At 65.7% G+C, this 23,276-nt stretch carries 20 protein-coding genes; 12 read left to right on the forward strand and 8 right to left on the reverse strand.

The features are described 5' to 3' along the window. Positions 1–75: 75 nt before the first annotated feature. Both K663_RS19670 and K663_RS19675 read right to left on the reverse strand, forming a co-directional pair. Complete coding sequence (locus K663_RS19670; protein WP_007686450.1) at positions 76–714, reverse strand: 3-oxoacid CoA-transferase subunit B; 639 nt, start codon at positions 712–714, stop codon at positions 76–78. Further along, positions 714–1,433, reverse strand: a complete 720-nt coding sequence (locus tag K663_RS19675; RefSeq protein WP_007684919.1) for a CoA transferase subunit A — start codon at positions 1,431–1,433, stop codon at positions 714–716. The genes K663_RS19670 and K663_RS19675 overlap by 1 nt, the downstream gene beginning before the upstream one ends. Positions 1,434–1,503: 70 nt before the next feature. On the opposite strand from K663_RS19675, the gene K663_RS19680 reads away from it, so the two are divergent. The 5 genes from K663_RS19680 (at position 1,504) to K663_RS19705 (ending at position 6,404) form a co-directional block, all read left to right on the forward strand. Further along, positions 1,504–2,301, forward strand: a complete 798-nt coding sequence (locus K663_RS19680) for an IclR family transcriptional regulator domain-containing protein (protein WP_021247407.1) — start codon at positions 1,504–1,506, stop codon at positions 2,299–2,301. A 35-nt stretch (positions 2,302–2,336) separates the two neighbouring features. Next, positions 2,337–3,548: an acetyl-CoA C-acetyltransferase gene (locus tag K663_RS19685; RefSeq protein WP_013054067.1), complete on the forward strand. Its 1,212-nt coding sequence runs from the start codon at positions 2,337–2,339 to the stop codon at positions 3,546–3,548. 367 nt (positions 3,549–3,915) lie between these two features. Further along, positions 3,916–4,635 carry a hypothetical protein gene (locus tag K663_RS19695; RefSeq protein ID WP_015449287.1) on the forward strand — a complete coding sequence of 240 codons (720 nt, stop codon included), beginning with the start codon at positions 3,916–3,918 and terminating at the stop codon, positions 4,633–4,635. Between the two features lie 150 nt (positions 4,636–4,785). After that, positions 4,786–5,796, forward strand: coding sequence for an NADP-dependent oxidoreductase (locus K663_RS19700; protein ID WP_015449286.1), 1,011 nt, complete (start codon positions 4,786–4,788; stop codon positions 5,794–5,796). A gap of 143 nt (positions 5,797–5,939) precedes the next feature. Then, positions 5,940–6,404 (forward strand): winged helix-turn-helix transcriptional regulator, encoded by a 465-nt coding sequence (locus K663_RS19705; protein ID WP_025161107.1) that lies wholly within the window; start codon positions 5,940–5,942, stop codon positions 6,402–6,404. Positions 6,405–6,422: 18 nt separating this feature from the next. On the opposite strand, the gene K663_RS19710 is transcribed toward K663_RS19705, so the two are convergent. Beyond that, positions 6,423–7,058 (reverse strand): TetR-like C-terminal domain-containing protein, encoded by a 636-nt coding sequence (locus K663_RS19710; protein WP_007684910.1) that lies wholly within the window; start codon positions 7,056–7,058, stop codon positions 6,423–6,425. A 5-nt stretch (positions 7,059–7,063) separates the two neighbouring features. Continuing rightward, positions 7,064–8,068 (reverse strand): NAD(P)H-dependent flavin oxidoreductase, encoded by a 1,005-nt coding sequence (locus K663_RS19715; RefSeq protein ID WP_015449285.1) that lies wholly within the window; start codon positions 8,066–8,068, stop codon positions 7,064–7,066. A 441-nt stretch (positions 8,069–8,509) separates the two neighbouring features. Here K663_RS19715 and K663_RS19725 point away from each other — a divergent pair, with 441 nt between their 5' ends. The 7 genes from K663_RS19725 to K663_RS19755 all read left to right on the forward strand — a co-directional run bounded on the left by K663_RS19725 (position 8,510) and on the right by K663_RS19755 (position 18,148). Beyond that, on the forward strand, positions 8,510–10,831 hold the full coding sequence (locus tag K663_RS19725) for a TonB-dependent receptor (protein ID WP_015449284.1): 2,322 nt from the start codon (positions 8,510–8,512) through the stop codon (positions 10,829–10,831). Between the two features lie 148 nt (positions 10,832–10,979). Then, positions 10,980–11,729 carry an SDR family NAD(P)-dependent oxidoreductase gene (locus tag K663_RS19730; protein WP_015449283.1) on the forward strand — a complete coding sequence of 250 codons (750 nt, stop codon included), beginning with the start codon at positions 10,980–10,982 and terminating at the stop codon, positions 11,727–11,729. A 49-nt stretch (positions 11,730–11,778) separates the two neighbouring features. Next, complete coding sequence (locus tag K663_RS19735; RefSeq protein ID WP_015449282.1) at positions 11,779–12,888, forward strand: alcohol dehydrogenase catalytic domain-containing protein; 1,110 nt, start codon at positions 11,779–11,781, stop codon at positions 12,886–12,888. Between the two features lie 64 nt (positions 12,889–12,952). Then, a complete protein-coding gene (locus K663_RS19740; RefSeq protein WP_015449281.1) occupies positions 12,953–14,932 on the forward strand; it encodes a flavin-containing monooxygenase in 1,980 nt (659 codons plus the stop codon). Next, on the forward strand, positions 14,929–15,666 hold the full coding sequence (locus K663_RS19745) for an SDR family NAD(P)-dependent oxidoreductase (protein ID WP_015449280.1): 738 nt from the start codon (positions 14,929–14,931) through the stop codon (positions 15,664–15,666). Before K663_RS19740 ends, K663_RS19745 begins: the two co-directional genes overlap by 4 nt. Continuing rightward, positions 15,663–16,652 (forward strand): alpha/beta hydrolase, encoded by a 990-nt coding sequence (locus K663_RS19750; RefSeq protein ID WP_015449279.1) that lies wholly within the window; start codon positions 15,663–15,665, stop codon positions 16,650–16,652. Before K663_RS19745 ends, K663_RS19750 begins: the two co-directional genes overlap by 4 nt. After that, positions 16,649–18,148 carry an NAD-dependent succinate-semialdehyde dehydrogenase gene (locus K663_RS19755; protein WP_015449278.1) on the forward strand — a complete coding sequence of 500 codons (1,500 nt, stop codon included), beginning with the start codon at positions 16,649–16,651 and terminating at the stop codon, positions 18,146–18,148. The genes K663_RS19750 and K663_RS19755 overlap by 4 nt, the downstream gene beginning before the upstream one ends. Positions 18,149–18,378: 230 nt before the next feature. Here K663_RS19755 and K663_RS19760 read toward each other — a convergent pair whose 3' ends face one another. From K663_RS19760 to K663_RS19775, 4 genes are all read right to left on the reverse strand, one after another. Then, the gene (locus tag K663_RS19760; RefSeq protein ID WP_007682306.1) at positions 18,379–20,673 is read right to left on the reverse strand and encodes a TonB-dependent receptor; all 2,295 of its coding nucleotides are present in this window, start codon (positions 20,671–20,673) and stop codon (positions 18,379–18,381) included. An 82-nt stretch (positions 20,674–20,755) separates the two neighbouring features. Continuing rightward, positions 20,756–21,919, reverse strand: coding sequence for a thiolase C-terminal domain-containing protein (locus tag K663_RS19765; protein WP_007687812.1), 1,164 nt, complete (start codon positions 21,917–21,919; stop codon positions 20,756–20,758). Positions 21,920–21,921: 2 nt separating this feature from the next. Continuing rightward, positions 21,922–22,332, reverse strand: coding sequence for a Zn-ribbon domain-containing OB-fold protein (locus tag K663_RS19770; RefSeq protein WP_015449277.1), 411 nt, complete (start codon positions 22,330–22,332; stop codon positions 21,922–21,924). 25 nt (positions 22,333–22,357) lie between these two features. Continuing rightward, a complete protein-coding gene (locus K663_RS19775; protein ID WP_007687816.1) occupies positions 22,358–23,272 on the reverse strand; it encodes an SDR family NAD(P)-dependent oxidoreductase in 915 nt (304 codons plus the stop codon). Between the last annotated feature and the right edge of the window lie 4 nt (positions 23,273–23,276).

The following is a 23,276-nucleotide window of genomic DNA, read 5'->3' on the forward strand; positions in this document are numbered from 1 at the left end:
AAGAAAAGAGAGCGTCTCCGCTTCCTGCGAAAACGCTCTCCCCCCGCTGTTTGGCGGCGCCTGTCTGATTTCGGATCAGGCCGACCGGATCGGGATTCCCGTCCGGGCGCGAACGAAATCGATGTCGAGATCAGACGCCAGTTCCTGCACGATCAATTCGCCGCGGTCCCGATCCAGCACGAACCGGCCGAAGTCGGAAATGATGGCGTCGACGACGCCCGTGCCGGTGAGCGGCAGGGTGCAGCGTTCGACGATCTTGGAATTGCCCGCCTTGTCGCTGTGGCTCATCACCACGACGACGCGCTTCACGCCCGCGACCAGGTCCATCGCGCCGCCCATGCCCTTGATCATCTTGCCCGGCACGGTCCAGTTGGCCAGGTCGCCATTGCCGGCAACCTCCATGGCGCCCAATATGGCAAGGTCGATATGCCCGCCGCGGATCATGGCGAAGCTGTCGGCCGAGCTGAAGAAGCTCGACGTGGGCAAAGTGGTCACCGTCTGCTTGCCCGCGTTGATGAGGTCCGGGTCGACTTCATCCTCATAGGGAAAGGGACCGATGCCCAGCAGGCCGTTCTCCGACTGGAGGACGACCTCTATGTCGGCGGGCACATAATTGGCGACCAGCGTCGGAATGCCGATGCCCAGGTTCACATAAAAGCCGTCCTGCAGCTCGCCGGCGGCGCGGGCCGCCATTTCCTCACGTGTCCAGGGCATCAGGCCTTCTCCTCCGTGCGGGGACGCGTGGTCCGGAATTCGATTCGCTTCTCATAGGACGGTCCCTGGATCACGCGATCGACATAGATGCCCGGCGTGTGGACCTGGTCGGGGTCGAGCGCGCCGGCCGGGACGATCTCCTCCACCTCGGCGATGGTGATCTTGCCGGCGGTCGCCATGTTCGGATTGAAGTTCCGCGCCGTCTTGCGATAGACGAGATTGCCCTCCGGATCGGCTTTCCAGGCCTTCACGATGGAAACGTCGGCCCGCAGCCACGTTTCGCGCACATAGAGCGACCCTTCGAATTCCTCGACGGGCTTGCCCTCCGCGACGACGGTTCCCACGCCGGTCTTCGTGTAGAAGGCCGGAATGCCCGCGCCGCCCGCGCGTATGCGTTCCGCCAGCGTGCCCTGCGGATTGAGCTCCAGTTCGAGCTGGCCCGACAGATAGAGTTCCGCGAACAGCTTGTTCTCCCCGATATAGGAGGAGACCATCTTGCGGATCTGGCCGTTGTTGAGCAGCGTCCAGAGGCCGAAGCCGTCCGCGCCGCAATTGTTGGAGATGACGGTGAGTTCCTTGACGCCGTTCCGCAGCAGGCCGGCGATCAGATGTTCCGGATTGCCCGAAAGCCCGAACCCACCGGACATGATGGTCATCCCGTCGAAGAGAACGCCCTCAAGCGCTGCATCAGCGTCGGGAAATATCTTGCGCTTTGCCATAATAATCCCTATTTGTCCGATTATCGGATAAAAACGCCAATATTCGTTTAAGCGCAAAAGGTCAATGCCCATGGCTGACGACAGCCAAACCGCCGATCCCAACTTCATGCTTTCGCTGGCGCGGGGCCTTGGCGTGCTGCGCGCTTTCGAGGGGCAGTCCTCGCTCAGCATCACGGAAGCGGCGCGGCTGAGCGGGCTGAACCGGCCCAGCGCCGGCCGCTGCCTGCACACGCTGACATGCCTTGGCTATGTTCGCGAGCGGGACGGGCGCTATTCGCTCACGCCCAAATTGCTGCCGCTGGCCGCCGGGTTCCTGACGTCCACCCCCCTGGCCAGCGCCAGCCAGGCGGTCGCCAACGCCTTGCGCGACAGCCTTCAGGAAACGGTGTCGGTCGGCGCGCTCGATCCGTCGGACCCGGGCCGCATCATCTACATCGCCCGCGCCGAGCGGAACCAGGTGATCGCCGCGCCGCTGATGGTCGGCAGCACCTTGCCCAGCCATTGCACGTCGATGGGGCGCGTCCTCCTCGCCTCGCTCGCGCCGTGCGAGACCGAACGGTGGCTGGCGCGCGCCGCCCTGGAGCCGAGGACCGAACGCACCATCGTTTCCCCCGATGTGCTCCGCACCGAACTGGTCGCCGTGGGCGAGCGGCGCTGGAGCCTGGTCGAGGAGGAACTGGAGGTCGGGCTGCGATCCCTGGCCGTTCCCGTCCGCGACCGCGAGGGGCAGGTCCTGGCGGCGCTCAATGTCGCCACCTTTTCCGACGCCCACAGCCGCGAGGATCTGATCGAGCGCTATCTTCCCGACCTGAGGGCGGCCGCCGGTCAGCTTGAGCGCGCCATCCAGAGCCATCGCCCCAATCCATAAACCCGCAATCCGTTGAATCTACAGGAGTTGACATCATGACATTGCGTCGAGCCGCCATCGTTTCGCCTCTTCGGACCGCCGTCGGGAAATTCGGCGGCGGCCTTTCCGCGCTGACGGCCGGGCAATTGGGCGCCACGATCATCAAGGCGCTGGTCGAACGCAGCGGGATCGATCCCGAACGCGTCGACGACGTCGTCTTCGGACATGGCTATCCCAGCGGGGAGGCGCCCAGCATCGGCCGCTGGTCCTGGCTGGCCGCCGGAATGCCCCAGAATGTGCCGGGCTTCCAGCTCGACCGCCGCTGCGGCTCCGGCCTTCAGGCGATCATCGAAGCGGCCATGATGGTTCAGACCGGCGCCGCCGACGTCGTGGTCGCGGGCGGCGCGGAAAGCATGTCCAATGTCGAACATTATTCGACCGCGCTGCGCAAGGGCGCGCGCATGGGCAGCCTCGAACTGCACGACCGGCTGACCCGCGCCCGCCTGATGTCGCAGCCGATCGAACGCTATGGCGTGATCACGGGCATGATCGAGACCGCCGAAAATCTCGCCCGCGACTATGGCATCACGCGGGAGCAGTCGGACGCCTATGCCGTCCGATCGCACCAGCGCGCCGCCGCCGCCTGGCGCGAGGGCAAGTTCGCTGACGAGATCGTGCCCGTCGCCGTGCCGCAGAAGCGCGGCGAACCCGTGATCTTCGATCGGGACGAGGGGTTCCGCGAGGATGCCTCGCTGGAGACGCTCGGCGGGTTGAAGCCGATCGAGGGCGGCGTGGTGACCGCCGGCAACGCCAGCCAGCAGAATGACGCCGCCGCGGCCTGCCTGGTCGTTGCCGAAGACCAGCTCGCGAAGCTCGGCCTGGAACCGAGCGGCTGGTTCGTCGGCTGGGCGGCGGCGGGTTGCGATCCCTCCCGCATGGGCATCGGCCCCGTGGGCGCCGTCCAGCGGCTGTTCGCGCGCACGGGCCTGGGCTGGGACGACATGGACCTTATCGAAATCAACGAGGCTTTCGCGGCCCAGGTGCTCGCGCTGCTCAAGGCGTGGGAATGGGGTGAGGACGACAGCCGCCTGGACAAGCTCAACGTCAACGGCTCGGGCATTTCCCTGGGCCACCCGATCGGCGTCACCGGGGCGCGAATCGCCGCGACGATGCTGAACGAGATGCGCCGCCGCGATGCGCGCTACGGTCTGGAGACCATGTGCATCGGCGGCGGCCAGGGTCTCGCCGCCATCTTCGAGCGGTCCTAAGCGGTTTCAAGCGGCAGGCTGGCTCCCGCCCCTTCGACAGGCGCGGGACAGGCCTTTCCGCGCGATGCCCCAGGCTGTGAACCGACGCGGCCGGCGAAACCCGCCGGCCGCGGCTCGGTAATGGATGATCTGAAGGCGCGGCCTTGGTCGCCCTGCGCCGGCCGCCCCACCGCGCCGCATCCTGTCGCGCCGCGCTTTTCCGCGCCCGCCGACGCTCCCATCCCCTTAGCGAACGCCCTGCCGGCGACCTCTCCGGGAATCCATCGCGCGAATTTAGGTTGCAAAGTTAAACCATAAGGGCCTATGGGCTGCATGGTTGCAAAGTTAAACCTATCCGGCATTGGCCGGGGAGCGATGGAGAATAGGTGTGAGCGAATTGTTGGACCTGGCGATCGCGGCGCATGGCGGTTGGGACCGCTGGGAGCAGATCAATGAACTGAAAGCCCATTTCCATGCGGAGGGCACGGTCTGGCATGTGAAGCAGTGGCCCGGCGCCTATGCGGACATGCATTGCTCGATCTCCACGCGGAAGCCGCACACCGAATTCACGCCCTTCCTCAAGGAGGGGCAGCATTGCGTCTGGGAGCCGGACAGCACCGCCATCGTCGCCGACAGCGGCGAACTGATCGATAAGCGGGAAAATCCGCGCTCCTTCTTCGAAGGGCACAGCATTCCGACGCCGTGGGACGAACAGCATCTCGTCTATTTCACCGGCTATGCGATGTGGACCTATCTGACCACGCCGTTCCTGTTCAGGCTGCCCGGCTTCACGTCGGAAGAGGTCGAACCCTGGGACGAGAATGGCGAAACCTGGCGTCGGCTGAAGGTGACATTCCCCGAAGGCGTGCCCAGCCATTCCACCCAGCAGACCTTCTATTTCGATCAATCGGGCCTGCTGCGGCGCCACGACTACAGCGTGGAGATCATGGGCGGCACGACCAGCGCCAACTATGCGACCGATCACAAGGCGTTCGACGGCCTCATCTTCCCGACGAAGCGGCGCGTCTATGCCGCCGGCGCGGACAACCGCCCGATCCTCGACCGGATCGCCATCGCCATCGACTTATGGGACGTCCAGGCGGCCTGACCCGCATTCGAACCGGCCGCGTCCTCGCGGCCGGCAGAGCGGAACCGGGTCGAGCGCAGCGCAGGCCCCATGCCGCCACGCAATCCCGTTCGGAACGCCCATCCATTCGCAACGGCGCGCGGACCGAACAGAAGAAAAAGGAAATATGCCATGGTGACCACCCACCGGATCGTCCTTGCCGAACGTCCGCAGGGCGCGGTGACGCCCGCCAATTTCAGGGCAGAGGACGCGGCCCTGCCGCCCATCGGGGATGGACAGTTCCTGGTCGGGGCGAATTATCTGTCGCTCGACCCCTATATGCGCGGCCGCATGGATGACCGGAAATCCTATGCCGCGCCGACGCCGGTCGGCGGGGTGATGGAAGGCGAGATCATCGGGACCGTGCTGGAATCCCGCCATCCGGGCTTTTCGGTCGGGGAACGCGTGGCCGGACGGCTGGGATGGCAGACGCACGCCATTTCGGACGGCACTGGCCTTGTGAAGCTGGACGACCGCTTCAAGCCGATCACCACCGCCGTGGGCGTGCTCGGCATGCCCGGCCTCACCGCTTATTCGGGGCTGCTGACCCTGGGCAAACCCCAGCCCGGCGAAACGGTCGTCGTCGCGGCGGCGACCGGCCCGGTCGGATCGCTGGTCGGCCAGATCGCCAGGCTCTATGGCGCCAGGGCCGTCGGAATCGCGGGCGGCGCGGAAAAATGCGCCTATGCGAAGCAGGAACTGGGCTTCGATGCGGTGGTCGACCATCGGTCCCCGACCTTCGCCGACGATCTGGCCGCGGCGTGCCCGGACGGCATCGACATCAATTTCGAACTGGTCGGCGGCGCCGTCTGGCAGGCCGTGCTGCCGCTGCTCAACAATTTCGCCAGGGTGCCCGTCTGCGGCCTGATCGCCCAGTATAACGGATCGTCCGGCGAACAGGTCGATCATCTGCCCGCCGCGATGCGGATCATCCTGTCGCGCAGCATCATGATGCGGGGTTTCATCGTCGGCGAATTCTGGGACCAGCGGCCGAAGTTCCTGGACGAGGTCAGCCAGTGGATTTCCGAAGGGAAGATCCGGTTCCGCGAAGACATTGTCGAAGGACTGGACAACGCTCCGGCGGCGTTCATGGGCCTGTTGGAGGGACGGAATTTCGGCAAGCTCGTCGTGAAGATCGACTGACGCCGTCCCCTGCGGTTCGGGAAGGCGGCGACGACCAGGGCCTTCCCCGCCAATGGCTCCCGGCGGCGTCGCGGGGAGGAACGCTCGACAAATCGGCGGAGTTGGTTTAACTTCAAAACCTTCCTGTGATGTTGGAGATGGCGATGAAGGGAAAGCGGACCAATCTCGGCAACGCCGATTGCGGCATTGCCCGTTCCCTTGAAGTGGTCGGCGACTGGTGGTCGTTGCTGATCGTGCGCGAAGCCTTCAAGGGAAGGGAGCGCTTCGGCGAATTCCAGAAGGCTATCGGGCTGGCCAAGAACATATTGTCCGCGCGGCTGAAGAAGCTGGTCGAACATGACATCTTCCGGATAGAGCCGGACGCGGACAACGGCGTCGGCCACCGCTATGTCCTCACCGCAAAGGGAGAGGGGTTGTACGTCGTTCTCATGGCGCTGTGGCAGTGGGGCGAAAGCACATGCTTCAAGCCGGACGAGGCCCGATATGCGATGGTCGACCGCCAGAATGGCGAACCGCTGGCCAGGATCGAGCTGAAGGCCAGAGACGGGCGGGTCCTGGGGCCGCGCGACTTCGTGGCCTCGCGCATGGACGACAAGGCAGCCGCCTGACGCGGTTGCTGACGCCGGTCAGGAGGGGATCAGGCCGCTTCCCTGGAGGAAGAGTTCGCTCGTCCTGTCATACAGATCGCCGGCATCCGTCTTTTCGCCGAGCAGGCCCCTCAGTTCCAGACTGACGACGCCGTGCAGCGTCGCCCAGAGCATCTGGGAGAGTTGCCGGGCTTCGTCCCGCCGATCTTCCGGAAGGCAGGCCGCGACCGCCTCCCGCATGGCGCGGAATGTCGACCAGGCGCGCCGCCGGCTTTCCAGCGGCGCTTCATAGGCCCGGCCGAGGTCGCCGAACATGACATTGTAGAATGCCGGTTCCGCCAGCGCATAGGCGCGATAGGCCTTGCATATCGCCCGCAATCGGGCGACCGGCGCAGGTTCTGCCAGGCATTTTCCGAATTCGCGGCCCAAGCCGTCGAAACTGTGGATATACAGCGCGTCCAGCAGCCCCGCCTTGCCCGAAAAGCAGGTATAGATCATCTTCGTCGAAGCGTTGACGACCTCCGCGACGCGCCGGACCGTCAGCGCGGCTGGCCCTTCCTCGCTCAAAATGCGCGCGGCGGCGGCGAGGATGGCGGACCGCGTCTCGTCCCGATAGGTGGCGCGGACCTGTTGCAGGTCGACGCCACCTTCCCATCGGGCCGTGCCGGACGGCATGCCGCCTATGCCGTTTCGAGCGCGTTCTGGACCGTTGCGCCCAGGGAGCGGCCCAGCCGGTCGGTGATGATCTGCTCGGCTTCGTTCATGATGCGGTCGACAAGTTCCTTCACGGTCGGCACGTCCCGGATCAATCCGACGACCAGCCCGCAACTCCATGCACCGACATCGACCTCGCCTTCAACCATTACCTTGGGATAGACGCCCGCGACCTGCTCGAAAATATCGTCGATCTTGATCGCGTCGCCCTTTTCCCGTTCGATCTGGCGGATCTTCTCCACGCCGGGATTGTTGAGCACGCGTTCGGTATTGCGCAGCGGCCGCATCACCAGCCGCGTATCGAGTTCCGTCGCCTCGACAAGCGCCCGTTTCACATTTTCATGGACCGGCGCGTCCTGGGTCGCGACGAAACGGGTTCCCATGTTGACGCCGTCGGCGCCCAGCGCCAGCGCCGCCACCAGGCTGCGGCCGTCGGCCATGCCGCCCGACGCGACGAACGGCACGGAAAGCGCCTCCGCCGCCAATGGCAGCAGGATCATGTTGGGAATGTCGTCTTCGCCCGGATGCCCGCCGCATTCGAAGCCGTCGACGCTGACCGCGTCGCAGCCGATCCGTTCGGCCTTCAGGGCGTGGCGCACGGAGGTGCATTTGTGGATGACCTTGATGCCGGCCTGCTTGAACAGCGGCATATATTCTTCCGGGCTGCGCCCCGCCGTTTCCACGATCCGGATGCCGTTTTCGGCGATGACCTGGATATATTCGGCATAGGGCGGCGCGTTGAAGGTCGGCAGGAAGGTCAGGTTCACGCCGAACGGCTTGTCGGTCAGATCCCGTGCCTTCGCGATTTCCTGCCCCAGCAGTTCAGGGGTGCGCTGGGTCAGGCCGGTGATCAGGCCCAGGCCGCCCGCATTGGAAACCGCGGCGGCGAGGGAGGCGAAGCCGACATAGTGCATCCCGCCCTGTATGATCGGATGTTCGATCCCGAACAGTTCCGTGATCCGCGTGCGCATTCCTAAGCTCCTTCGTCGTCTGCCCAATCCGGTAACAGTGTTACCAATGAAAACATCGTTGTTCAAGCGCGGACGGCAGGATTTTAAAATTGCCTGAAAACAGTGCCTTGCGAGGAATCGATATGTCGGGCGGCGGCGGGACGGTTCTGGTCGCCGCCCCGCTGCGCATCGCCGATTCGGCCTGCCCAGGGCTTTTCCGCGCCTTGGCAGGAGCGCGGCGGAACATGATTGACATTGCAGAATGTGTATATACACATAACGCAACGAGTCGGGATGCCGGAGTGGATCGAGTCCGGTTGCGTCGCTTCGTGAAAGGCAGTCAGCGGGAACCCCGTCGCTCCCTGCCGGGCCGTGTCGCCCGGCGGCGGTCGACGGGCCGTGCCGTTCAAGCCTGTGATTTCAAGGCAACCCATCGGTCGAATGGGCCCAGGAGGGGGATTGATGATGAAAATGCTCAAGACGGCGCTTTATTTGGCTGGGGCGGCTATTCTGCCCCATGCCGCCCATGGCCAGGCGGCCCCCGCCGACCAGGGCAATGGCCTGAACAGCGTCAGCGACATCGTCGTGACGGCGCAGAAGCGCGCCCAGAGCCTCAGCACCGTGCCGATGTCGGTGACGGCGCTGACCGGGGAGCAGCTTGCGGCGCGGGGGATCAACGATGTCCAGGATCTGGCGAAGGTCACGCCCGGCCTCAATTTCGTGCAGAGCGGCAGCGGCGTGCCGGTCTATTCGCTGCGCGGCGTGGGCTTCTACGACACGGCGGTGGGTGCGCGCCCGACCGTCAGCGTCTATGTCGACGAGGCGCCCTTGCCCTTTTCCGTGATGACGACCGGCGCCGCCTTCGACCTGGAGCGGGTCGAAGTGCTCAAGGGGCCGCAGGGAACCCTGTTCGGCCAGAACGCCACGGGCGGCGCGATCAACTATATCGCCGCGAAGCCCAGGGATGAGCTGGGCGCGGGCGTGACGGCGAGTTTCGCGCGCTTCAACACGCTGGACGCGCAGGGCTATGTCACCGGCCCGCTTGCGCCGGGCCTCAACGCCCGCCTGGCGGTTCGCGGGGTGCGGGGCGACGGCTGGCAGCAAAGCTATACCCGCAACGACAGCCTGGGCCGCCAGCGCATGCTCCAGGGCCGGTTCCTTCTGGACTGGCAGGCGTCCGATCGCCTCAGGCTCTCGCTCAATCTCAACGGTTTCATCGACGATGGGGATATGCAGGCGGGCCAGCTCCTCGCCGTGGTTCCCTTGTTCGGGGCATTTGCCAGCACCATTCCGCTCGTCACCAACTATCCGCGCGCGCCCCAGACGCCGCGCGCGGCGGACTGGAACGCCAACACGCCCTACCGCAAGGACAACAGCTTCTACCAGGCGGTGCTGCGCGGGGATTACGAACTGACCGACGACATCACGCTGGTCTCGCTCAATTCCTACGCGCATATGAGCATGGACCAGCGGATCGACCTGGACGGCACGTCGCTGACGAACGGCGACCAGAGCATTCGCGGCCGCATCTCGTCCTTTTCGACCGAGGAGCGGCTGACCGGCAATTTCGGGCCAGCGACCATCATCCTGGGCGTCAACTATGCGCATGACAAGACGCGGGAGAATGCGATCTGGGCGACCTACTATTCCACCCAGAACAGCTTTTTCACGCCGCTGACCAACGACGTCGCCGCCGCGCCCTACGGCTATCAGGATTTCAACACCTATGCGGCGTTCGGCAATGTCGACTATGACATCGGCCGCCTGGTCACGCTGCACGCCGGCGCCCGCTATACCAAGGCGGACCTGGACTATGAGGGGTGCGGGCTTCCGGCCAACCAGAATTCGGCGGTCGGGCTGACGCGGCTGTTCAACAATATCCGCGCCGCGGCCGGGCTGGGGCCGATACCCGTCATTCCGATGGACGGTTGCTCGACGCTGGACGCCAATCTCAACTATGCCAGCCATATCGAAGGGACGTTCAACGAGGACAGCCTGTCCTGGCGCTTCGGCGTCGACGTGAAGCCCGCCGACCGGGTGCTGCTCTATTTCAACGCGAGCCGGGGCTACAAGGCGGGCAGCGTGCCCGTCCTTTCGGGCACCAGCGTCGACCAATATGTTCCGGTGAAGCAGGAAAGCGTGGTCGCGCTGGAGGCGGGGTTCAAGGCGTCGCTTTTCGGGCGGCTGGTCGACGTGACCGGCGCGGCCTTCAACTATGACTATTCGGACAAGCAGCTTCAGGGGCGCATCATCACGCTGATGGGGCCGCTGATCGCGCTGGTCAACGTGCCCAAGTCCCGCGTTCGCGGCTTTGAGGGGCAGGTCACGGTCTATCCGACCAACGGCCTGTCCCTGACCGCCGCGGCGACGTATCTGGACTCGAAGGTCACGTCGGACTTCATCAACTACACGATCATCGGCACGCGCCAGAACTTCAAGGGGAATGATTTTCCCTATACGCCCAAATGGCAGGTCAATCTGGACGGCGCATACCGCTTTCCGATTTCATCGCGGCTGGATGCCAATCTGGGCGTCAACTACAGCTACCGGACCAAGACCAATGCGGGCTTCGGCAACGAACCGCTGCTCTACATGAAGGACTATGGCGTGCTCGACCTGCGCGCCGGCTTCGGCGGCAGCGACGGCAATTGGCAGGTCAGCGTCTTCGGCCGCAACGTGACCAACAGCTATTACTGGACCAACGTCGCCAAGCTCTATGACGTCGTCCGCAGGCTGGCGGGGCAGCCCGCGACCTACGGCATCCAGATGAACTGGCGCTTCTAGGCCATGCGGAGCGGAACAGGCGCGCAGGCTTGCAAGGCCGCTCCGACCAAGGCGGGGGACGGGCGCGCCCGTTTCCCCGCCGCCATTTCCGGCACGCGGTCGGCGACCGCGTGCCGTCCGTTTTCAGCCAAGGGTCTTCGAGGGTTCGATGCAGGATAAATCCGTTCTCGTAACCGGCGCCGCGGGGGGCGTCGGAAAAGCCATTGCCAGGCGCTTCGCGGAGCAGGGCGCGTCCGTCCTCGTCACCGACATCGATGCGCGGGCCGCCGGCCAGGTCGCCGAGGCGATTGGCGGACAGGGCAGGGCGCGGGCGGCCACGCTGGACGTCGGCGACGCCGCCTCGATCGAATTCGCCGTCGCCTCCATCGTCGGATGGACCGGGCGGCTGGACGTGGTCGTGCATGCGGCGGGCATGTGGGCGGGCGGCACCGTGCTCGACATCGACGAAGCGCGGTGGACGCGGGTGCTGGAAGTGAACACGACCAGCGCCTATCTGATCGCCCGGCATTGCGTGCCCCACCTTCGGCAGACCAGGGGATCGATCATCAACATCGCCTCCGTCGCGGGGCTGAAGGGCACGCCGGGCGCGGTCGCCTACAACAGTTCCAAGAGCGCGGTCGTCGGAATGACGAAGTGCATGGCGCTCGATTTCGCGGCATCGGGAGTCCGGGTGAACTGCATCTGCCCGGGCGTGATCGACACGCCGATGGTGGATGCGGTGCTGGCGCATCATGGCGAGGCGTTCACGCGGGAGGATCTCGCCCGGCGTCATCCGCTCGGTCGGCTGGGCACGCCGGAGGACATTGCCGGCGCGGTCAGTTTCCTGGCGTCCGACGACGCGTCCTGGATCACCGGAACCGCCCTTGTCGTGGACGGCGGCTCCATGGCCGGGGTCTGATCGCATGAGCGCAGCATCCCCCGCCATGGATGGACGGAGCGACGGGTCGATGACGATCCGGGGCGCGATCCTGGAAACGTCGGACGCGCCGCGGCCCTATGCCGACAGCCGGCCGATCCGGATCGGCACGCTGGACCTGACGCCGCCCGGCCCCGGCGAGATATTGGTCAAGGTCGAGGCGGCCAGCCTCTGCCATTCGGACCTGTCCGTCATCAACGGAAACCGCAGGCGCCCGCTGCCCATGCTGCTGGGGCATGAATCCAGCGGGCGCGTCGTCGCCCTGGGACCGGATGTCGACGACCTCGCCCTGGGACAGCGCGTCGTCCTCACCTTCATGCCCCGCTGCGGCGCCTGCGACGCATGCCGGACCGAAGGGCGCATTCCCTGCACCCGCGGCACCGCCGCCAACGGGGCGGGGACGCTGCTCGACGGCGCCGTGCACCTCAGCGAATGCGGCCACCCCGTCCTCCACCATCTGGGGGTCTCCGCCTTCGCGGATCACCTGGTCGCGCATCGCAGTTCCGCCGTCCCGGTGGGCGACGACGTTCCGCCGGACGTGGCGGCGCTGCTGGGCTGCGCCGTGCTCACCGGCGGCGGCGCGCTCCTCAACGAGGCGCGGCCTACCGAGGCGGACGTGGTGGCGGTCATCGGCCTGGGCGGCGTCGGCATGGCCGCGCTCATCACCGCGAAGGCGCTGCGTCCGCGCCGGATCGTCGCGATCGACGCGCTTCCGGACAAGCTCGCCCTAGCCCGTTCGCTGGGCGCCGACGAGGCGCTGTCGCCGCAGGACGCCGTCGACCGGGGGATCAGGGCCGACATCGTCATGGAATGCGCCGGCCATCCCAAGGCGTTCGAAACCGCCTTCGCCATCACCGCGCCCGGCGGCACGACCGTGACGGTCGGCCTGCCCGCGCCCGGCGCCATGGCGCAGATATCGCCCTTGCAGGTGACCGCCGAGGCGCGCCGCATCGTCGGCAGCTATCTTGGTTCGTCGGTTCCCCGGCGCGACATTCCGTTCCTGGAAAGGCTGTGGCGCGAAGGCCGGCTGCCGGTCGAGCGGCTGATTTCGCGCCGCATCGGGCTGGAGGACATCAACGCCGCCTTCGACGCCCTGGCATCGGGCGACCAGCTTCGCCAGGTCATCATGTTCGATGCCTAGTTCACGGCCCGGTTCACGCGCCGCCACGCATATGCCGCAGGTTCGCGGCCAGAGAGGAAAGACCATGTCCGCCAACCCCATCGACCATGCAGATGCGTTCGACACCTATCTTCCGATCGACATCGACGATGCCGAACTGGAGCGTATATTGGAGAAGGCGGAACTGCCCGCCCTGCTGGCCGCGCTGGCGAAGCTGACGGGCGACACGTCGCTGGTTCCCCCATCGCTCAAGCCGCCGCATACGCGCAAATCCTTCATCCCGATGCCGCAGGGCGGCCTTGACGAAGCACAGCAGAAGGAAGCGAGGCGGCTCGCCTTCGACGCGATCAGGCGGTATCGCGACGGCGAGATCCAGACGCCCGGCCACACCGACGATGCGGAGCTGCGGGCGATCGTCAGCTTCCTCATCACCCGCGATTTCGACGATTACCGGGATCTTCTGATCCATGAGGTGGCCGACCATGACGTGGGCGCGCCCCGGTGGACCCTGTCCGAACTCGATCCCGACCGGCCGTTCAAGGTGCTGATCATCGGCGCGGGCATCACCGGCGTCGTCGCCGCCTATCGCCTCAAGCAGGCCGGGGTGGAGCATGTCGTGCTGGAAAAGAATCCAGAGATCGGCGGGACATGGTGGGAAAACACCTATCCGGGCTGCCGTCTCGACACGTCGAACTATGCCTATAGCTTCAGCTTCGCGCAGAAGACCGACTGGCCGCAGAAATTCTCGCGCCAGTCGGAGATCCAGGACTATGTCCTGAAAGTGGCGCATGACTATGGCGTGCGCGACCGCATCGTTTTCAATACCCTCGTCCGATCGGTGATCTATGACGAGGAAGCGGGCGAGTGGGAGGTGACGGCCGTCACCGACGGGGAGGTCAGGGTCCACCGCGCCAATGTCGTCATCAGCGGCACCGGCCAGCTCAACTCGCCCAAGCTGCCCAATATCGAGGGCATGGACAGCTTCGCGGGCGCAAGCATGCATTCCGCCCGTTGGAACCATGACGTAAGCCTGAAGGGCAAGCGGGTGGCGATCATCGGGACCGGCGCCAGCGCCTATCAGATCGCGCCGGCGATCGCCGACGAGGTCGGCAAGCTGGAGGTGTTCCAGCGCAGCGCGCCCTGGCTGTTGCCCACGGCCGACTATCTGGACGACATCAGCCCGGAACTGATGTGGCTGTTCCGGCACATTCCGGGCTATGCGCGCTGGTATCGCTTCTGGCAGTTCTGGCTCGCGACGGAAGGCCGGATGCCCACCGTCACCGCCGATGAAGGCTGGAGCGAAGAGGGTTCCATCGGCGCCATCAACCATGCCTTCCGCCAGGAACTGGAGGCCGAATTCCGCCGCCAGCTCGCCGACAGGCCGGACCTGATCGACAAGGTCATTCCCACCTATCCGGCGGGGGCCAAGCGCCTGTTGCGCGACAATGGCCAATGGTCGGCCACGCTGCGCAAGCCGCATGTCGACCTGGTGACCGAAGGAATAGAGCGGATCGTGCCCGAAGGCGTCGTCACGGCGGACGGCGTGCTGCATGAGGTGGACGTCATCGCCTATGCCACCGGCTTCCGCGCGGACGAGTTCCTGGCCGACATGGAGGTGCGCGGGCGCGACGGCGTGGAGGTGCACGAATATTGGGACGGCGATCCGCGGGCCTATGCCACCATGACGGTGCCGGGCTTCCCCAATTTCTTCATCTGCGGCGGTCCCAATTCGGCCGTGGCGGCGAACGGCAGCGCGATCTTCATCGTCGAATGCAGCATCGAATATATATTGGAGTGCATCCGCACCCTGGTCGTGAAGCGGCTGAAGGACATGGAACCCACCGACGCCGCGACCGATGCCTTCGTGGGGAAGATCGACCGCGCCAACCGCGCGCGGGCATGGGGCGCGGAAGGCGTCACGAGCTGGTACAGGAACAAGACCGGCCGCGTTTCCGCCGTCTGGCCGTTCGAACTGCTGGAGTTCTGGAACATGACGCGCGGGCCGGCCGAGGGCGATTATCGCTTCACCCCCTTGGGCGAGCTGACGACGCAGGCGGCGGAATGAGCCGCCTGACGGGGAAGACCGCCCTGATCACGGGCGCCGCCCGTGGCCTGGGCGCGGCCTATGTCCGCCGCTTCGTCGCCGAGGGCGCCAGGGTTCTGGTCACCGACGTGATCGACGAGGAGGGCCGGCTGCTGGCCGGGGAGATGGGCGCCGATGCCGCCGACTATCTCCGCCTGGACGTGTCCTGCGGCGAAAGCTGGGGGGCGGCGGCGGACCGATGCGTCGAACGGTTCGGCAGGATCGACATATTGGTGAACAATGCGGGCGTGGGCGGGGGCGGCGCGCTGGAAACCACGTCCGACGACCAATGGGAAAGGCAGATCGCCGTCAATCTGGGCGGCGTCTTCTACGGCATGCGCGCCTGCATTCCGCGCATGGCGGCGGCCGGCGGCGGATCGGTGATCAACATCTCCTCGATCAACGGCGTCAGGGGCAATCGCGAACGTTACGGCTATGTCGCCTCCAAATTCGGGGTCATCGGCCTCACCAAGGCGGCCGCCCTCGACTTCGCGGCGGCGGGCGTCCGGGTGAACGCGGTGCTGCCCGGCATGATCAGCACGCCCATGACCGCGGGATTGAAGGTCGACACGTCGCTTATCCCGCTGGGACGGCCGGGGGGCATGGACGAAGTGGCCCAGGTCGTCGCGTTCCTCGCTTCGGATGAAGCATCCTATGTCACCGGCGCCGAATTCCTGGTCGATGGCGGCGTCGTGCAGAAAGTGGTTGGACAATGACAGAGGCAATCGAACTTCGCGTCCCCCTGGAACCGGGGGCGCAGGGCGTCGTCGATCAATATCGCGCGGCGGCCCTGCCTCCGCTCGAACAGGGCACGGCGCAACAGGCGCGGGAAGGCTATCGCGCCACGTCGCTGCGCGCAGGCTTCGAACCGGAACGCGATGTCCGCGCCAGGGATCTGACGATCGGGGCGGGCGGCAATCCGCTGCGGACGCGGATATACGAGCCGGAGGCGGCGATCGGGCCGCGCCCGCTGATCGTCTACCTGCATGGCGGCGGCTGGGTCATGGGGGATTTGGACACCCATGATTCCACCTGCCGGCTGCTGGCCAGGCAGGCGGGCGCGATCCTGGTCGCGGTCGATTACCGGCTGGCGCCCGAACATCCCTTTCCTGCGGCGGTGGAGGACGCCGTCGCCGCGCTGCGCCATGTGCCTGAGGCGGTGGCCGGGCTGGGCATCGAAACGGCGGGGCTGGCGGTTGCGGGCGACAGCGCGGGCGCGACGCTGGCATTGGTCGCGGCGCTCGCGCTGAGGGACGAAGCGACGCCATCCGCGCTGGCCCTCTTCTACCCCGCCGGCGACATGGGCCGCAGAACCGCGTCGATGGACGAATTCAGCAGCGGCTATCCGCTCACATCCTCGACGCTTCGCTGGTTCCGCGACCTTTATCTGGACGATGTGGCGCTGGCGGGCGACTGGCGCGCATCGCCGGCGCGCCATCCGGATTTCGGCGCCCTGCCGCCCACGCTCATCCTGTCGGTCGGCCACGATCCCTTGCGCGACGACACCATCGCGCTGGCCGGGCGGCTGAAGCGCGAGGTGCGGGGCAGCGAGCACCGACACCTGCCTGACCAGATGCACGGCTTCCTGACGCTGGGCGGGGTCATCGCTCCGGCGCGGGGCGAACTGGACCATGCGGCGCGCTTCCTTCGCCAGGCTATGGGCCTTGGCCCCGTGCTGGAGCGGGAGGGAGAAAGCGCATGACGGCCGCGACCATGCAGCAGCAGGCTCTGACGGAGGCGACCGACACGGTTTCGTCCGTCCCCACGGGACTTTTCATCGACGGCGCCTGGCGCTCGGCGGCCGACGGGCAGCAATTTAGCGTCCACGATCCGGCGACCGGGGATGTCGTCGCCCGGCTGGCGAATGCGACGCCGTCGGACGCCATGGATGCGCTCGACGCCGCCGACCGCGCCTTCCCGTCATGGTCGCGCACGCCGCCGCGCGAGCGCGCCGAGTTGCTGCGCCGGACGTTCGACCTCGTCATGCGCGACAGGGAACGGATCGCCCGCATCATCACGCTCGAAATGGGAAAGCCGCTGCGGGAATCCCATGCCGAGGTGAGCTATGGCGCGGAATTCCTCCGCTGGTTCGGCGAGGAGGCGGTTCGCATATCCGGACGCTTCGGCTCGTTGCCGGAGGGCACCGGGGACATGATCGTCTCGCGCCATGCGCTTGGCCCGGCGCTGCTCATCACGCCCTGGAACTTTCCCCTCGCCATGGCGACGCGCAAGATCGCGCCCGCGCTGGCCGCCGGATGCACCGTCGTGATCAAGCCCGCCGCGCTGACGCCGCTCACCACCCTGTATCTCGTGAAATTGCTTGAAGAGGCGGGCCTGCCGGCGGGCGTCGTCAACGTCATTCCCACGACGAATTCGGGCGGCGCCACCGGACCGATCATCGCGGACAGCCGCTTGCGCAAGATCAGCTTCACCGGGTCGACGCAAGTGGGGCGGGTGCTGCTGGAGAAGGCCTCCGCCAACATCCTGCGATCCTCCATGGAACTGGGCGGAAACGCGCCCTTCCTGGTCTTCGACGATGCCGATCTCTCCCGCGCCGTGGAAGGCGCGCTCGTCGCGAAGTTCAGGAATATCGGCCAGGCCTGCACGGCGGCCAACAGGTTCATCGTTCATGCAAGCGTGGCCCAGGAATTCAGCCGGCGGGTGGCGGAGAAGGTGGCGCAGTTCAAGCTCGGCTCAGGCTTCGATCCGGACGTCGCGATCGGCCCTCTGATCGACGAGGCGGCGGTCGCGGGGGTGGACGAGCTGGTCCAGGATGCCCTGTCCCGCGGCGCGACCCTCGTCACGGGCGGCAAGCGGCGGGGCGGCGCGGGCACCTTCTTCGAACCCACGGTGCTCACCGATGTCGCAAGGGACAGCCGAATCCTGCGGGAGGAGATTTTCGGCCCCGTCCTGCCGATCGTCACTTTCGACACGGACGACGAAGCCATCGCCATTGCGAACGACACCGAATATGGCCTGGTCGGCTATGCCTTCACCGCCAGCATCGAGCGGGGGCAGCGGCTGATCAATGAACTCCAGACCGGCATGATGGGATGGAATGTCGGCGTCCTTTCCAATGCCGCCGCACCCTTTGGCGGGGTGAAGATGTCGGGCCTGGGGCGCGAGGGCGGCGCTGAAGGGATCGATGAATATCTGACCACCAAATATACGCTGCTGCCGTCCGTTTCCCGCCCGTGAAGCATTTTCCCGGCGGGCGGCGCCGCCTGCAAAAGGGATCGGCAGGGATGTGGGGATGCCATTGCCGGACGTTCTGCCCATCTCGTCCGGCAAAGGGAGCGTGCCGCGCCTGATGGACGCGGCACGCTTCCGAATTGGGCCGCTGGCAGGAACCCCGGTTCGCCGTCCGAACTGGGCGCCTGCCTGCGCAGGAAGGGATAAAAGGTAGAGCAGTCGGATCCGAATCTGCTTTAGAATTTCGCGTCGAAGCTGATCCCGTAGGTGCGCGGGTCGGCGAGATGGGTGTAATCGAACCCGTTGCCGGACAGGTCCAGCGAATAACGCGCATAATATTTGTTGAAGATATTTTTGCCCCACAGGCTGACGCCGTAGCGATCGTCGGCAAATCGATAGCTGAGCTGGCTGTTGACCAGCGCATATCCCTTCTGCGCGGTGCGTTCCGTGTTGAACAGGTCGAAATATTGCTTGGACGTGAAACTGCCGTTCACGCCCCAGCTCAGCTTTCCGCCGCCGGTCTCCACTATATCCCAATCGAAACCCGCCGATGCGCTGAGCTTCGGCGCGTTGGGCAACTGGTTCCCCCGCAGGGACGTGCCGTTGAGCGATCCTTCCTTGATCTTCGTGTCCAATATGCCGACCCCGACATTGATCCGAAGCGCCTGGACCGGGCGCACCGTCAGTTCGAATTCCGCGCCCAGGATGCGGGACTTGGGAATATTGATCAGCGTCTGGATATGGGTGACCGAATTGACGCTGATCGCCTGCTGGTCGCGATAATCATAATAGAATGCCGCCCCGTTGAAGGTCACGGCGCGGTCCAGGAACTGGCTCTTGAAACCCAGTTCATAGGCGTTGACGGTTTCCGGTTCCGCCACGTTCAATTCGGCCGGGGAAAAATAGGCCTGCGCGTTGAAGGCGTTGGCGCGATAGCCGCGACTGAAGCTGGCGTAGATCAGGTCGTTGTCGGCGGTCTTGAAATCGACGCCGACCTTGCCGGTGACCGTGCCTTTCTTGAAACGGGCGCTGGTCGACGCATCGAAATCGAACGGATCGTCGCCTGGGATGGTGTTGACGATGGGAACGCCGTCCGGCCCCTCTATCTGGGCGCGGTAGCCGACGACCTTGCCCCGATCCTGCGTATAGCGGATGCCGCCGCGCAGGATGAGCCGGTCCGACAGCTTGTAATTCATGTCGGTATAGACGGCGGCGCTTTTCCTGACCTGCTTATAATTGTTGCGGTAGATGCAGGAGACCGCGAAGCCGCTGTCGACGCAATCTTCCCAGGTGAGCGCGCCGTCTCCGTTCACGTCGATGTCGCTGTAGAATCCCGCCGACGTCTCGTTCCACAATTTCTCGATATTATAATAGGCGCCGAAGATGAAGTTGAACGGTCCGTCGAAGTCCGAAGACAGGCGAAGATCCTGCGACAACTGCTTGCCCCGTCCTTTCAGGTCGGCCTCCAGCACCCGCAGCGGCGTGCCGTCCGCCTCGTCGATGACGCGCAGGCGCCCATAGTCGTAGGACGTCACCGACGTGACGGTCAGTGCGTCCGCGACATGCCAGTTTCCGGTCAGGGACGCGCCATAGGTGCGGTGGCGATGGCGGCCGATATTGTCCGCCTCCATCTCCCGCCGTCCAAGCCCGGTCCTGAAATAGCTCGACGCGCCGAACATCTCATAGACCCCGTTCCCTATGCCCAGAGACCCGACCGGCTCGCCCAGGACGCCATATTCGATCGGATTTTGCAGGCTGGTCGTCAGCCGCAGGATGAAGTCCAGCTTGTCGTTCGGTTCGAACAGCAGGGACGCCCGGATGCCATATTGGCGCACGGCGCTGCCGTCGGGCCTGCCCGGCATCAGATTCTTGAACCAGCCGTCGGCGCGGGAGAATGTGAAGGCGATGCGCGCCGCCAGCGTGTCGCCCAGGCCCGCCTGCACCGCTCCGTCGGCGTCGTATCGGTTGTAATTGCCGTAGCCCAGTTTCAGATAGGCTTCGGAATCATGCCCCGGTCTCTTGCTGATGAAATTGATGGCGCCGCCGGTCGTATTCTTTCCATATAGGGTTCCCTGCGGTCCCCGCAGCACTTCGACCCGTTCCAGATCGAACATGCCCAGTCCCAGCAGGGGAAAGCTGCCCTTGTAGACTTCGTCGAAATAGGTCGCGACCGGACCCTGCTGGTTGAAGCTGAAGTCCGACATGGAAACGCCGCGCAGCGAGAAGATCGGCAGCCCGTCCCCGGCGACGGTCGACGCCTGAAGATTGGGAACCGACCCGGCGAGATCGCTGACCTGCTGAAGCCGCTGCTGCGACAGCGCCGCGCTGCCCAGCGCCGTCACCGACACGGGCACGTCCTGCAACCTTTCGGACCGGCGGAGCGCGGTCACGACGATGTCGCTGGTGCTGACCGATCCCGACGCGCTTCTTTCCGCCGCGGCCTGATCCGGACCGCTATCCTGCGCCAGGGCGGGTTGCGCAAATGCGAAGGCGCAGACGCCACATAATAGCTGATACCCCAATCCGTTCATTTTCTCTCTCCTTGATTGGCCATCGAGGAGTTTGCCTCCTTCTTGGCAGCGCTTTTGATGGATCGAAACCGTCATTGCCTCCCTAGGGCGCCTGGTTGGACAGGATCAGGGAGGCCGCCGACCAGAAAAGCCCGCCGACCCCCTGGACGAAGCTGAGTTTCATGTCGGGCACCTGCACCACGGCTTCGCCGCGCAACTGGCGCACGGCTTCCTGGATGGCGTACATCCCGTACATGCCGGAATGGGTGTAGGACATACCGCCGCCATTTGTGTTGATCGGCAGGCGGCCGCCCGGCCGCGTGTGCCCTTCGGCATGGAAGGCGCCGGATTCGCCGAAACCGACGAAGCCCGTATCCTCCAGCATGTAGAGCGGCAGGTGCGCGAACGCGTCGTAGAACATGGCATGGTCGATGTCGGCATGGGTGACGCCGGCCGTTTCGAACGCCTCCGCGCTGGCCCTGCGGAAGGAGCCGAAGGAGGTGAGGTCGTCCATCTGCGACACCAGCACGCTCTCGCAGGATTCCCCGGACCCCATCAGATAGACGGCGCGCTTCGCGCTCGGCAGGTCGCGCGCCCGCTCCGCGCTGACGAGGACGAGCGCACCGCCGCCGTCGGTCACGACGCAGCACATGTCGCGGGTGAAGGGATAGGCCACGCGCGGTCCTGCCAGAACATCCTCGACCGTCACCGGCGTCCGGCGCTGGGCGCGTTCGTTGGGGATCGCCCATTCGCGCTGCGCCACCACCACTTCGGCCAGGTCGCGCTGCCCCATGCCCCGCGCCTCCAGGAAGGCCAGCGCGGGCAGGGTGAACAGGGAATAGGGGGCGATGGCGCCATAGGGCTGCTCGAACTGCCCGTCCGGCCCCCTGGGGTTCATCGAATAGTTGGGCATGCCCACCCACGACCGGCCGGATTCGCCATGGGTGATCAGCACGACGCTCGCCTGACCCGTGGCGATCGCGGCGGCGGCGTGGCGGACATGGGCCATGAAGCTGCATCCGCCGATGGTCGTGCCGTCCATCCAGCGCGGGCGGATGCCCAGCATGGCGGCGACTTCGATGACCTGCGTCTCCGCCGTGGCGATGCCGTCCACGTCGGCGGGCGTCAGCCCGGCATCCTTCAGCGCCCGCCGGGCGGCGTCGGCATGCAACTGGATCATCGACATATCGGGAACGACGCCGACGCGTTCCGTCTCCGACGCGCCGACGATGGCGATATTGCCGCCATTGGGGGAAGATAGGGGCATGCTCATATCCTGACGGGCTTGAAGACGGGCAGGAACTGGTCGCCGCGCGGTTCGAACGCGACCTGCAATTCCATCCCCAGCGGCAGATTGTCCGGTTCCGGTTCGACCCCGACGATATTGGTGCAGAGGCGCGGGCCTTCCTCCAGCGTCACCAGCGCGATGATCTGCGGGTCCTTGCTCTCGAATTCCGGCGAAGGGCGATAGTTGATGATGTAGGAGGCCAGCCGCGCCCGCCCCGACACCGGCTTCCATTCGACCTCGTCCGAATTGCATTTCGGGCAGAAGGGACGCGGATAGAAATAGAAGCTTTCGCAACGGACGCAGCGCTGGATGCGCAACTCTCCTTCGGCCGCGCCCTGCCAGAAGGGCGCGGTTTCCGGGGTAGGTTCGGGAATGGGCCCGATCGACATCATGAATCTCCGTCAGTCATGGCCCGGTTCACATCTGCGAATCGAAATAGATGCTGGGCGCCAGCCCGTCCGCGAGCGGGCGGAACTCCCTTTCCACCGTGGCGGCGAAGGTCGCTGCATCCAGATCGGCCATGCCGTTCAGGGTCTTGATCATCTCCGGCACATTGTAGAGCATCAGCTCGCCCCCCGCCGCGCCGATGGTCCGCCCGGACATCCAGCCCGATTGCTTCGAACCCAGGAACACCGCGATGGGCGCGACGCGGTCGGGCGTATAGGGGTCGTCCGCCCGCGCCGGGCCGTCCACATTCTTGTCTTCGGGCGCGGTTTCGGTGAGCCGCGTCGTCGCGCCCGGCGCGATGGCGTTGACCGTGACGCCGTAACGGGCAAGGCCGTTCGCCAGCGACATGGTCAGGCCGACGACGCCCATCTTGGCGGCGGCGTAATTGGGCTGGCCGGGCGACCCGTGCAGGCCCGAAGCGGAGGTGAAGTTGACGATCCGGAAATCGCCCTGCGGATTGCGCAGCGAACGCCAATAGGCGGCGGCGGGCTTGATGGTCGAATAATGCCCCTTCAGGTGGACGCGGATGACCGCATCCCAATCCTTCTCGTCCAGGTTGAAGATCATCCGGTCGCGCAATATGCCCGCCACATTGACGACGATGTCCAGCCCGCCGAACTTCTCTATGGCCAGGCCGACCAGCCGTTCGCCGGTCGCGACGTCGGCGATGTCGCCGCCGTCGGCAATGGCCTGCCCCCCGGCGGCGATGATGTCGCTGGCGACGGCGGCGGCCGGTCCCAGGTCGCTGCCTTCGCCCGTCGTGTCGCCGCCCAGGTCGTTGATGACGACCTTCGCGCCCTCCGCCGCGTAGCGCCGCGCTATCGCCGCCCCGATGCCGCGCCCGGCCCCGGTGATGATGGCGACCCGTCCTTCCAATGCACCCATGACA

It is taken from the genome of Sphingobium sp. MI1205 (assembly GCF_001563285.1).
Taxonomy (GTDB): Bacteria; Pseudomonadota; Alphaproteobacteria; order Sphingomonadales; family Sphingomonadaceae; genus Sphingobium.

Excerpts from the sequence above, each read along its gene's own strand:
- K663_RS19670 (WP_007686450.1), bottom strand. The coding sequence starts at position 714 with ATGCCCTGGACACGTGAGGAAATGGCGGCCCGCGCCGCCGGCGAGCTG.
- K663_RS19675 (WP_007684919.1), bottom strand. The coding sequence starts at position 1,433 with ATGGCAAAGCGCAAGATATTTCCCGACGCTGATGCAGCGCTTGAGGGC.
- K663_RS19680 (WP_021247407.1), top strand. The coding sequence starts at position 1,504 with ATGGCTGACGACAGCCAAACCGCCGATCCCAACTTCATGCTTTCGCTG.
- K663_RS19685 (WP_013054067.1), top strand. The coding sequence starts at position 2,337 with ATGACATTGCGTCGAGCCGCCATCGTTTCGCCTCTTCGGACCGCCGTC.
- K663_RS19700 (WP_015449286.1), top strand. The coding sequence starts at position 4,786 with ATGGTGACCACCCACCGGATCGTCCTTGCCGAACGTCCGCAGGGCGCG.
- K663_RS19705 (WP_025161107.1), top strand. The coding sequence starts at position 5,940 with ATGAAGGGAAAGCGGACCAATCTCGGCAACGCCGATTGCGGCATTGCC.
- K663_RS19710 (WP_007684910.1), bottom strand. The coding sequence starts at position 7,058 with ATGCCGTCCGGCACGGCCCGATGGGAAGGTGGCGTCGACCTGCAACAG.
- K663_RS19715 (WP_015449285.1), bottom strand. The coding sequence starts at position 8,068 with ATGCGCACGCGGATCACGGAACTGTTCGGGATCGAACATCCGATCATA.
- K663_RS19725 (WP_015449284.1), top strand. The coding sequence starts at position 8,510 with ATGATGAAAATGCTCAAGACGGCGCTTTATTTGGCTGGGGCGGCTATT.
- K663_RS19730 (WP_015449283.1), top strand. The coding sequence starts at position 10,980 with ATGCAGGATAAATCCGTTCTCGTAACCGGCGCCGCGGGGGGCGTCGGA.
- K663_RS19735 (WP_015449282.1), top strand. The coding sequence starts at position 11,779 with ATGACGATCCGGGGCGCGATCCTGGAAACGTCGGACGCGCCGCGGCCC.
- K663_RS19740 (WP_015449281.1), top strand. The coding sequence starts at position 12,953 with ATGTCCGCCAACCCCATCGACCATGCAGATGCGTTCGACACCTATCTT.
- K663_RS19745 (WP_015449280.1), top strand. The coding sequence starts at position 14,929 with ATGAGCCGCCTGACGGGGAAGACCGCCCTGATCACGGGCGCCGCCCGT.
- K663_RS19750 (WP_015449279.1), top strand. The coding sequence starts at position 15,663 with ATGACAGAGGCAATCGAACTTCGCGTCCCCCTGGAACCGGGGGCGCAG.
- K663_RS19755 (WP_015449278.1), top strand. The coding sequence starts at position 16,649 with ATGACGGCCGCGACCATGCAGCAGCAGGCTCTGACGGAGGCGACCGAC.
- K663_RS19760 (WP_007682306.1), bottom strand. The coding sequence starts at position 20,673 with ATGAACGGATTGGGGTATCAGCTATTATGTGGCGTCTGCGCCTTCGCA.
- K663_RS19765 (WP_007687812.1), bottom strand. The coding sequence starts at position 21,919 with ATGCCCCTATCTTCCCCCAATGGCGGCAATATCGCCATCGTCGGCGCG.
- K663_RS19770 (WP_015449277.1), bottom strand. The coding sequence starts at position 22,332 with ATGATGTCGATCGGGCCCATTCCCGAACCTACCCCGGAAACCGCGCCC.
- K663_RS19775 (WP_007687816.1), bottom strand. The coding sequence starts at position 23,272 with ATGGGTGCATTGGAAGGACGGGTCGCCATCATCACCGGGGCCGGGCGC.